The organism is Lishizhenia sp. (assembly GCF_033720595.1).
GTDB lineage: Bacteria > Bacteroidota > Bacteroidia > Flavobacteriales_D > Crocinitomicaceae > Lishizhenia.
In genome coordinates this window covers 1-11,409 of record NZ_JAWWCF010000091.1, presented here as the reverse complement: position 1 = coordinate 11,409, position 11,409 = coordinate 1, and the positions used below count along the sequence as shown (strand labels likewise).

Here is an 11,409-nt window from a genome sequence, read left to right as displayed (position 1 = left end):
ATTCCAGGTACTACAAGAGATACCATAGAGGAAATGATCAATATAGAAGGTGTTAGTTTCCGCTTAATTGATACGGCGGGAATTCGCGAGGCCTCTGATGAAATAGAAAGAATAGGAATAGAACGTACGCATCAGAAAATAGAATCATCCAACACTGTTGTGTATTTGTTTGATGCTTTAAACACACCCGTTGAAGAAGTAAACAAAGACATTGCCTTGTTACCCGCTGCCAAACATTTGTTGGTGGTAGCTACTAAAAATGATAAAATAGACGACGCAACGCGTGAACACATTCTTCAAAATATAGTAAAAAGGGAAGGGGTAGAATTGCATTTCATCTATGGTAAAGATGAAAACGATTTGGAAAAGGTGAAAAAAGCCATTTATGATATTTCCATTGGTGATTCTTTCGAAGAACATTCTACCATCGTTACCAATGCTCGTCATTACGACAATTTGATCAAAGCTTCTTCAGATTTAGAAAAAGCCAAAGAAGGATTGGAAACAGGTATCACTGGCGACTTTGTAGCCATGGACATCCGCCAAGCCCTTTACCACCTTGGACAAATCACCGGAGAGATTTCTACCGATGATTTACTAGGGAACATTTTTGCAAATTTCTGTATAGGGAAGTAACCCCTCTCCATATTTAAACAAACCAATTTTTATACACAACACAGAAAGGCTGCCTCATATCGGGACAGCCTTCTGTTTGTTTTAGGTTTTGTGTAATTTGCTAAAACTATTGTACACTTATGTTTAATGCGTAGTTGAGAATGTGCGCATCATTGGTTGATGTATATTTTTTGACTTTCAAATGTTCCGTTATCGTGGTAAATGTTTATCATGTATACACCGCCTGGAATATTTAAATTTAATGGGATCTCTCGTTGGTTTTCAACTTGAGCTTCATAGACTACCTGACCAATGGTATTGATAATTTCCAATTTTGCTGTTTTGGATGCAGGGTCTATTGCTAATTGTATTTGACCATTTGAAGGATTTGGAGAAACACGAGGTGTTTCAATCACATATTCAAGATAAACATCCATAGGGAAATGGGCAATACATCTAGAAGGTTGAGAACAATTGTCAGAAGAAACAATTACGGCATAAGATCCATGTGTGTCTGGTCTGAAGAATTGTGAGTTTGCACCCAATATTGGAGTTGATGTATTACAATCGATCCACTGATAGCTATATCCTGCAGGTAGAGCTGTGAGCAAATTACCACTTTGCATTATTTCACTTTCTATAGGACTAATGTCTAAGTTGATAACAACCAGACTATCACATCCTTTTTGATTGGTTAATGTAACGTAGTGAATTCCTGGTTTACTAAAAGTTTGTTTACCTATTGAAATGGGATGACAACTCGATATATTAACTTGGGTAACTTGGGGCTCAAAAGCATTGAATCTTGCAACATATACTTGTTTTTGTTGAAGAGGACGCTGAATTCCAGAAATTAAAATTTTACCATCATCTTGAACTTGTAAGTTCGAAGGTGTACCTTTTCCACTTCTATACGTCCCAATTTCACACATATGTTTAAGATTGAAGTTCTCATCAAAATGTATGATTACCGCTGTGTCTCTATACTGTTCAAAAGCTACATCAGACTCTTTATCAACTGCTGTTACTATAAAGTCGTTTGTCGCTAAATTCTTAATAGAAATTGCACTCGGAATATCTTGAGATTTTAATAAGGATTTTGAAATGTAATAAGTGTTGATAGCGTTATCCATACTACCATCTGCATTGTACCTTGTAATAGTATAGTGTCTATTTAAAGTAGTTCTACCGGCACAAATAATTTTTCCATCCAAGGTTATGTCTATAGAGTATCCTTGTTGCGTATGGTCTATTGTATTGGGATCGTATGATTGAAAGGAGTTATCTATACTTCCGTCTCCGTTGAATCTGTATAGCTGTTGCCATCCAAAATCGTCGGTTCCTTCACTGTTTGGATAATTGGTGAGTAAAACAACTTTTCCATCTGCTTGTACCTTATAATCTGCAATAAGACTACTCGGAGGAGCAGGATAGGGGTGAGATACTCCTTCAACTCCAAAGGATGGGTCGAGATTACCATCTGGTGTTAATAGAGCAACGAAAAGGAAGGTGGGGGTATTCGGAGCTACAATCCCAGCTCCACACCAATTTATGAAATTGAAATTTTTAGATTGTGTACCTATAACAAGCAGTTTATTCTGTTTGTTTTCGACAATAGCATTGAAATAAGGGAATTCATAACCATCAGTGTTTTGAATTACTGTTATACCATTTGAACCGAAAAGTGGGTCCAAACTACCGTCTTCTAATAAACGCATAACTCTATTTCTAGCACTTACAACAAGTTTACCATCCCTTTGCTGTATAAGTCCAACTGAAACACTTGGTTTTGTCAAGTGTGGATCAAAAACAAGTACAGGGGAAATATTTAAGTTAAGTACACCATTTTGTGCAAAAGAGTTATCAAGTGCTCCGTTGGCATTGAAACGGACGAGGTAGGTTGAATCGATGGATTTACATACAACTACAAGTTTACCATCCTGTTGAAGGAGCGAATTTGCTGTTGTTTCTATGTTAGGGTTAATGTCTATAGCATTGTTACCATGTAGGCCAAAACTGTTGTCTATAGATAAATCTTGCGCAATTGAATTTGTTCCCAATATCAGGGATACAAATAAAAAAATTCGAATAAGTTTCATGACTATTATGTTTTAAAGTGTTCAAAATACTTACGGAGGGACGTGTAAAATCACCTCCATTAATAAGATTTGGGATAGGGTCATAATTGTTTTTGTTTTTGATTAATGTACATATCCAAGCGAATAACTTTTATAATTTTTGTTCTCCTATAACAATTGTTTATCAAATAGATTAGATGAAGTAATTTCTCGTATAGAAATTACTAGAGCTTGGTCTAAAGAATTTGATTTTCTCTGACAGAGGTATTGCAATGACCAACTAATTCAAGTAAATAATGAGTACTTCATGGCAAAAGATGTTGTAAAAAAGTAAGTTAAATTTGACACAACTATCCTGGTGAAAAAATGCCTGTAGCGGTAGATAATCACGATTTGAAAAGTGTGCTAAATAATAGTCTTAAAGATAGCCCTTTTCACCCCCGTATCAAAAAAAAAGAAAGGGTTAAATGCCCCTTTTTTAAAGGTTTCTTAAATGTTTTTTTTAGTTGGAGTTTTCTTGTTTTGGATGGGAGATACTGTTGTGGTAGGGATATTGAATGTGTGTTCTTTCAAAAAGATTTTAGTTGATGACAAGAAATAAATGAATTACTATTTTATTAGAAAAAAACGTATTCCGTTAGGTATTTCTATAGATTGATTAATAGTAATGGTTTTTGTGGTTGATTTAACAAGTGGTGAAAAAAACAGCGGTTAATTCATCATCTTTTTTCTAAGTTTCCTATATCTTACGGTTAATAAAAAGGATATGCCAACAAGTCCCACTGCTGTCCAAGACAAATAGTGGGTACCAATTGTATCTATTTCTAATCCTCCCAAAGCAGCTCCTACGGCAAATCCCATTTGAATGATAGAGTTGTAGATACTTAATATGACACTTTTTGCCTCGTGAGATATGTTCATAATACTGTAACGAAACAGAGGACCGGGTAACCAAGCAACCATGGCCCATATCATTAACAGTCCTATGGTTAAATACGGATGAATACCGATACACAAAGAAAGTAGCGCAAGTACGATAACATGTGCAAACATACTTACGACTATCGTATTAGGCGTTCCAAATTGATCACCAAAGTAGCCTCCTGACTTATTGCCAATCAACGTTGAGATACCAAATGCTAAGAAAGCCATGCTAAACATGCTCTCATCTAGGGTAGAAACCGTTTTTAAGAAAGGAGTGATGTAGGAGTAAAGCGAAGAATAACCTAGAATCCAGAAAAATGACATGGCCAAACTCAGGACAATTATCGGACGTTTAAATACACGTACCTGATCTTTTAAGGGAAGTGTTTGTGTAGCAGGGAAAGAAGGTAGACTCTTGGCTAATATTGCAATGAAGATGAGAGCAAGAACACTGGTACCTATAAATATACTTTGCCAACCGTAATATTGGGTTATAATTCTACCTATGGGAAGACCTACGATTAAAGCAGCATTGTAACCCACAGTTACAGTTGCAACGGCACTTGCTTTTTTATGTTCTGGAGCCAATTCAGAAGCAACAATAAAACAGAGTACGTTAAAAACACCCATTCCTATTGCCATGACAACCCGAGCCATAAGCAAAATATTAAAGTTTTTACTTACCGTCATTAATAAGGAGCCAAGCGTAAAGGTTAACAGAGCAAATACCAATACGCTTTTTTGATTCATTTTACGCATACGGTAAATCGCTATTGGAGTACCTAATGCAGCGGTGATAGCGAATACAGTTATAAGCTGACCGGCCATGGAAACAGATATACCTATATCCTCTGCTATTTTATCCAGAACACCCACGATTACAAATTCTGAGGTTCCAGCCACAAAACATATAAAAGTTAAGAGATATATTTTAAAGGTATCCTTCATGCTTGAATGTAAAATGGGTGCATAGTTAGGAAGACTTTTTGAAAGTAAATGTCCATTTTGGTTTAAGAAATTAAAATTTTTAGACCAGGACTTAAATTTTAGAAAGAGAGTATTCGTAGATCGTTGTGTTCATTTATTTTTAAGTTAATGTTAAAGTTAACCTCTCCGTTTTAATTGTTTCTGAGTTGAAATTATTCTAAATACAATGTTTGAAATTTAACATTTGTCCCGTATTTGTCCGGTAAAATTTCACAGATATCCCTTGCTTTTCTAGGATGTGGTGTGCCCCGTGGGTATTTTTGGATTCGAAAATAAATCAAAATAAACATGAGAAAACTTTCACACTTATTCCTTACCACTTCGCTTTGTCTTGGTGCAGGAACAGCAATGTCCCAGGTTTTTTTAGATGAAGATTTTTCATCTGGAATACCTGGGAATTATAGCTCTTCTGGTTTTTTTGCTACTACAACCAATACATGTAGCTCGGATGCCATTAGGGTTAACCTTTATTCCACTTTCCAGAATTATGGAGATATCATTACCAATGATGAACCTGCAACTGGTGGACAAATCGATATTTCTTTCGATTACAAAATTATTAACTGGTCTGGAGGAGGTGCAACGGCAGCTAACTTTGGTACTTTAGAATTAAAGCACTCTATAGACGGTGGTCAAACATGGGTTACGGACACAATAATAGATGCTTCTAACCACCAACCCTCAACTAACTGTGTTACGGTTTCAACCTTTACTACACCAGTTGAAGTACCTAATGGTTCAAACGTACGTTACGGTTTAGAGGCAAACTGGGCGAATGGAGATTACTATGTGTATATTGAGAATTGGTCAATTATTGAACAAGTAAGTTGTCCAGCTCCTTCTAACTTAACACCAGTAATGAGTGGAACAACAACGTCAACATTAGATTTCGATTCGAATTCTGGCGCTACAAACTTCCATTATGAGTACGGACCAGTTGGGTTTGTTCCGGGTACAGGAGCAGGTACAACGGGAATCTTTACCACTTTACCCTTCGAAATTACAGGTTTATCAACGGATACAGAATATGATGTTTACGTAAGAAATATCTGTTCTGCTGGAGATACAAGTGGTTATTCGAACGTTGCTAGTATTAATACTTTTGGTCAAGGACTATACATGGATCACAGGCCAGCTTGTTCATCTTTAGGTTTTACGGATATTTCTGGAACAGGAACATCTAATAACTTAGCCGATGATGGAGAGTTGGGATTAGCTTTGCCTTTTACTTTGTTCTACCAGGGGCAGACGGTAAATGATTTAACGATAGGAAATAATGGTGGAGTTATCTTCGGAACACAATCAGGGTTTGTTGGAACTGGAGGTACGATAGGTTCTGCCAATACTGGAGTTTACCCATTTTGGGATGACTTAGACAGTGAAACAGGTTCTGTATATTATGAAACTGTAGGTGCTGCACCAAACAGAACTTTTATTGTACAATGGGAGGATAGACCACACTTTAGTGGAGTGCTAGGACAAAACGTTACTTTCCAAATCCAAATTGAAGAAGCTACAGGTGAGATTTTCTTTGTTTACGAAGATGTTGAATTTGGTGGTTCTCAAGCACAATATGATTTTGGTGCTTCTGCATCAATAGGAGCTAACGGTAACACTAACCCCGTAGTTGTATCTTATGATGATGCTACATATTTACAGAATAATACTTGTGTGAATTTATACTACACAGATTGTCCGCAGCCACAGTCGTTCTCTGTAACAGGAGTAACAGCTTCTTCTGCTGCTATTTCTTGGAATGCAGGTATGGCAAATGAGAGTGATTGGACTATTGTATATGGACCAGAAGGGTTCGATCCTGCAACAGGAGGATTAGGAACATTAACCAGTACAACAAACTCTGCAAACATCTTCGGTTTAGATGATGTTACTACTTACGACATTTACATTTTTGCTGATTGTATTTCTGGTACACTTCAAAGTGATAATGGATTATTAGGTCAAGTTTCTACTTTGCCTAACTGTTCTAATCCAATTCCTATGACATCAAGTACGATGGAAGATTCTATTGACTTAATGTGGAATTGGGTGGAGAGTTCAGGAAATGGAACTTATCCTTCTACAGGGTTCAATGTTCACTACGGAGTTCACGGATTCGATTTATACACAGGTACAACAGTGTCTGTAGACAATAACTTTACGGACACAGTTACCGATGCAGCATTGATGGGATCTGGAGTTTACGATGTGTATATTCAAGCTGAGTGTGGTACAGATACTTCTTACTATGTAGGACCGATTACTGTAGTGATGCCATTGACCAATGATTCTTCTTGTTTAGCAGAAGAAATTCCGGTAGATGGAGAAGTATACTACTTTAATAATATTGGTGCAACCGTTCAAGCCAATGAAGGAAATGCAGAACCAGCAGTAACAAACTACCAATCAACTACGGGTTGGGGAGCTGGAGGATTTGATGCTACGACGTGGTATACCTTTACAGCACCAACTTCAGGTAACGTTTTCATTTCAGGAAAAGACCAAGGATTTAGTGGACAAATTGCAGTATATGAAGTAACGAACTGTAATGGATTCTCTTCTTATAATTTGGTAGCAGCTAATGATGATGCATTGGATGGTTCATCAGGAGCACCTTACTTTAGTATTTGTGGTTTAACAGCCGGACAAACGTACTACTTAGTACACGATTCAGAATCTGCTTCAAATACAGGTATGTTCTCAATTTCTTTACGTTCTATTAGTCCAGAAGCTGGTTCAACTTTAGGTTTAATTGAAGTTTGTTCTGGAGATACAGTTGAATTGTTTGATGGAATAAATGGATATGATGTAGTTGGAGGAACATGGTACGAGGAAACACCAACCTTAAACTTTGCAGGGTCTACCTTCCCAACACAAACCTTGGCTTTCCAAACCTTTAATTTTGAATACGAGGTAGTTGATGGATGTGCATCTGACAGCGTGCTTCAACAAGTGAAAATTTATGGACCATCTCAGGCTGGTATTAGTGGAAACTTGGTGGTTTGTAAAAACCAAGAGTTTAGCTTGTTCGATGGATTATCTGGAAATATTGATTTAGGAGGTACGTGGTACGATCCTACTAATGTAATGATTCAGGGTAATGGATATAACGCTGGAACTGTTCCAGGTCAGTTTAACTTCGATTACATTACAGGTAATGGAGTTTGTCCAGAGGATACTTCTACAGTTTTGATTACGGTAGATGGAAATTGTGATGCCTTAAGTACGGATGAAACAGTATTTGAAGGTGTTGAAGTTTACCCGAACCCAACAACAGGTGTATTGAACATTGCAAACAGTGCAAGCAATGGTACACTTGAGTTTACTGTTTACAACGTAAATGGACAAACAGTGGTAAATGGGGCGAATTCAATTGCACAAAACAGTGTAGCGAAAGTGAACCTTTCAGGAGTGGAAACAGGTATGTATTTCGTTAAGGTTTATAACGCAACTTCTACAAAAACATTTAGAGTTGTGGTTCAATAATCCTGTGTTTATATAGTTAACCAAGGGGAGGGAGCTGAAAGGTTTCCTCCCTTTTTTGTATAAAAAAAGCTGACCAAGTTACCTCGGTCAGCTTTTTAGCAATTCGTTGTAGCCAAATTAGTTACACGCTGTGCAAAGTGTATAGAAAGCGAAGTTTTTTTTGGCTTTCAAGCATTGTCCTTTGTTCACAATTTTCCATTCATTTTGAATTTTATTTGTGCTTGTGTAAGCACTTAAAATCAATTTGTTTTCTTTTACTTCGTAATTACCCTTGGTTTCAATTTCTTTTTTGGGATTTGTTAAATCCTTGTATAAAAATGTACCGTCTTTTTGTAAGGTAATTTGAGGTGCCGTATATCCATTTCCTCCGTAAATACCAGGTGAAGGAGTAAAGGAGTTGTTCGATTGATAAGCGCTAATACCAAAAGCAACGGCAAGGAATAAGATGAGTGATCGTTTTTTCATGTTTTCAAAATTATTTACTGAATGTAATGATTTTCAGTGAGATAAAATAATTCCAATAGGGGGAGTAGTGGTAGTGGAATCGTTGTTTGCTTAGTAAGCTTAGGTTGTATAGTGCGACTTTAGCTTGGCCCGATGCTGTGCAGAGGGAAGCACTATAGAGCTATAAGGGTACTTGGCAAACAGAAATTTCACTAGGAACGGAAGACCCGGTTCCGTGGTCACGGAAATTGGCCAAGTAAAAAAAAGACAACACTTTTTAACAGTGAATTATGAAGTACTTCTTTTGTAAAGGTGAAAAGCATTTTTAATTTCTTCTATCTTCATAAAAAATTTGAACATGAATGTACATTTTATAGCCATAGGAGGAAGTGCTATGCACAATTTAGCCATCGCGCTTTCGCGTAAAGGAGATAAAGTAACTGGATCTGATGATGAAATCTTTGAACCCTCAAAATCGAGGTTGGATAAAGAAGGAATTTTACCTGTAAAAATAGGTTGGGATACAGCTAATATTCATGATCAATTAGATGCTGTGATTGTTGGAATGCATGCCCGTGCTGACAATCCAGAGTTATTGAAAGCAAAGGAGATGAATTTGCCCATTTTTTCTTATCCAGAGTACATTTACGAAAAGAGTAAGGATAAAAAAAGAGTGGTTATTGGTGGTTCACATGGAAAAACGACAACGACTTCTATGTTGTTACATGCCGTAAAATCCTTAGGTAAAAACGTAGATTATATGGTGGGTGCGCAACTTGAAGGCTATGATTGTATGGTGAAGTTGAGTGACCAAGCAGATACTATCGTTTTAGAAGGAGATGAGTACCTAAGTTCACCCTTGGATAGACGACCTAAGTTTCACCTTTATGCACCCCATGTTGCAATGATTTCTGGAATTGCTTGGGATCATATTAATGTGTTTCCAACCTTCGATAATTACGTAGAGCAATTTGAGATTTTTACCCAAAAGATAATGCCAAATGGTGTGTTGGTGTATAATTCAGAAGATGAAGAAGTACGTAAAATAGGGGAGGCTAAAAGTTTGAATTATAGAGCGCAAGCTTATGCTACGCCAAGCTATACTTCCGTAGCAGGAGGGAGCATTTTACACTTTGAAGGGAAAGATTATCCCTTACAAATTTTCGGGGCACATAACTTGCAAAACCTAATGGGTGCCATGTATTTGGCACAAGAAATGGGAATCAGTAATAGTGCTTTTTTAACTGCAATGTCCGATTTTACAGGAGCAGGAAAACGTTTGGAGAAGGTTTATGAAAATCAAAATTTTGTAATGTTTAAAGATTTTGCGCATTCACCATCTAAATTAAAAGCGACAACGAAAGCGGTAAAAGAGCAGTTTGCAGAAAGAAAGGTTATCGCCTGCATGGAATTACACACGTTTTCTTCGCTAAAGAAGGAGTTTTTGCCTCAGTACAAGGGAGCGATGACGGCTGCAGATAAAGCCATTGTGTATTTTAACCACGATGTGGTTGCCCATAAAAAACTAGAACCGATAAGTAAAGAAGATGTTTTGAATGCTTTCGGAGGCGATGTAGAGGTATTTACCTCAAGCGAAGCTGTAATCAATGCCCTTCAAATGGAGGACATGAAGAACGCTGCATTGTTGATGATGAGTTCAGGAAACTTTGATGGCGTGGATTATTTGAAACTTGCTAATGATCTAGTGGGCTAATAAGTGAAGTTATTTATTGGAGGAATTTCTTTCGGTAGGACATGATGCTCGGCTAGGTTGTGGTTCGTGTTTTTCTTTTTAGTTTTGGCAATCAAACTTACATTCCAAAATACTACTACATGTACGTGATTAGAATTTCAACTTTTATCATGTTTCTTACAGGCTTTGTATGTACCCTTTTTGCTCAAGAGGAGGATATGGAGACTTTTAAGCAATCTTTGTCGCACACAGAAGATAAAGAATTTGTATTAGACGAAATTTTTCAATTTTTAAAAAACAAGGAAGGGGTTAAAAATGATCTATATTTTGCATTGGAAGAGTCTATTGCAGCCAAGGATAGTTTACATCAAGCCCGTTTTCTGATTTTACTTTCTACAGAGACGTTTAAGGAGAATGATATTAACGCCTCTTTGGCTTTTGCTTATGAGGCTTTGGGTATTGTAGAGCAGCTAAAAAACGATTACGAGCTATTGGTTTGGGTGCATCTTAGGTTGTCCTTAGCATTAAAGGAAATGGGAGCTTTTGCTGAGACCATAGAACATAGAAAAGCACAGAAACTCTATTTAGAAAAACAGAAGAAGTTTAGCAAAGCAGCCAATATCAATAACCAAATTGGTAAACTATACCTCAGAATAGGGGATTACGACACCGCCTTAGTCTATTTTCAAAAATACCTTGAATTTGAATTGACGCATAACAACCCCGAAGGTGTAGCCTTTTCTCACAACAATATAGGTTTTACCTATTTAGAAAAAGGAGACTATAAACTTGCCCAAGAATTTTTCGAAAAATCAAAATTGTTTTACCTATACTCGTCGAGTACAAAAGGTAGAATCATGTTAACAGTAGTTCAAAATAATTTAGCTTATTGTTTGATTAACCTCGGAAAGTACCAGAAAGCACTTGAGTTTGCCAATGATGCATTGCGTAGCGCAAAGGAAATAGAAAATTGGCTAAATGCAACACGTTCCTCCATCTTGCATGCACGTATATACCATAAGAAGGGAGATTTGAATCGTGCAAACCTATATTTAGATTCGGCCTTCATGTATTTTAATATGCAGCGCTCTAGGAAAGACAAGCATATAGAAGAACTGCTAAAGATTTACAATTTAAAAAGCGATTTACTCAAGGATATGCGTGATTACGGGCAGGCCTTGCATT

General features: G+C 37.0%; 7 protein-coding genes. 4 read left to right on the top strand and 3 right to left on the bottom strand.

Annotated features, from left to right (window positions below; genetic code table 11):
* On the top strand, positions 1-636 hold a 636-nt coding region (locus R3333_RS08010; protein ID WP_318958268.1), incomplete at its 5' end, for a GTP-binding protein.
* 149 nt (positions 637-785) lie between these two features.
* On the opposite strand, the gene R3333_RS08005 is transcribed toward R3333_RS08010, so the two are convergent.
* Both R3333_RS08005 and R3333_RS08000 read right to left on the bottom strand, forming a co-directional pair.
* Complete coding sequence (locus tag R3333_RS08005) at positions 786-2,714, bottom strand: T9SS type A sorting domain-containing protein (protein ID WP_318958267.1); 1,929 nt, start codon at positions 2,712-2,714, stop codon at positions 786-788.
* A gap of 690 nt (positions 2,715-3,404) precedes the next feature.
* Positions 3,405-4,565 (bottom strand): MFS transporter, encoded by a 1,161-nt coding sequence (locus R3333_RS08000; protein WP_318958266.1) that lies wholly within the window; start codon positions 4,563-4,565, stop codon positions 3,405-3,407.
* 327 nt (positions 4,566-4,892) lie between these two features.
* Here R3333_RS08000 and R3333_RS07995 point away from each other — a divergent pair, with 327 nt between their 5' ends.
* Positions 4,893-8,087 (top strand): T9SS type A sorting domain-containing protein, encoded by a 3,195-nt coding sequence (locus tag R3333_RS07995; protein WP_318958265.1) that lies wholly within the window; start codon positions 4,893-4,895, stop codon positions 8,085-8,087.
* A gap of 117 nt (positions 8,088-8,204) precedes the next feature.
* Here R3333_RS07995 and R3333_RS07990 read toward each other — a convergent pair whose 3' ends face one another.
* Positions 8,205-8,552: a hypothetical protein gene (locus R3333_RS07990; protein ID WP_318958264.1), complete on the bottom strand. Its 348-nt coding sequence runs from the start codon at positions 8,550-8,552 to the stop codon at positions 8,205-8,207.
* A 337-nt stretch (positions 8,553-8,889) separates the two neighbouring features.
* Here R3333_RS07990 and R3333_RS07985 point away from each other — a divergent pair, with 337 nt between their 5' ends.
* Both R3333_RS07985 and R3333_RS07980 read left to right on the top strand, forming a co-directional pair.
* Entirely contained in the window at positions 8,890-10,245 is a 1,356-nt protein-coding gene (locus R3333_RS07985; RefSeq protein WP_318958263.1) for a UDP-N-acetylmuramate--L-alanine ligase, read from the top strand.
* Positions 10,246-10,364: 119 nt separating this feature from the next.
* Positions 10,365-11,409 (top strand): tetratricopeptide repeat protein (locus R3333_RS07980; protein WP_318958262.1); only part of this gene is annotated, 1,045 nt, incomplete at its 3' end.

What these genes read in the sequence shown, in the direction of transcription:
- R3333_RS07990 (WP_318958264.1), bottom strand. Translation starts at nt 8,552, where the DNA reads ATGAAAAAACGATCACTCATCTTATTCCTTGCCGTTGCTTTTGGTATT.
- R3333_RS08000 (WP_318958266.1), bottom strand. Translation starts at nt 4,565, where the DNA reads ATGAAGGATACCTTTAAAATATATCTCTTAACTTTTATATGTTTTGTG.
- R3333_RS07995 (WP_318958265.1), top strand. Translation starts at nt 4,893, where the DNA reads ATGAGAAAACTTTCACACTTATTCCTTACCACTTCGCTTTGTCTTGGT.
- R3333_RS07985 (WP_318958263.1), top strand. Translation starts at nt 8,890, where the DNA reads ATGAATGTACATTTTATAGCCATAGGAGGAAGTGCTATGCACAATTTA.
- R3333_RS08005 (WP_318958267.1), bottom strand. Translation starts at nt 2,714, where the DNA reads ATGAAACTTATTCGAATTTTTTTATTTGTATCCCTGATATTGGGAACA.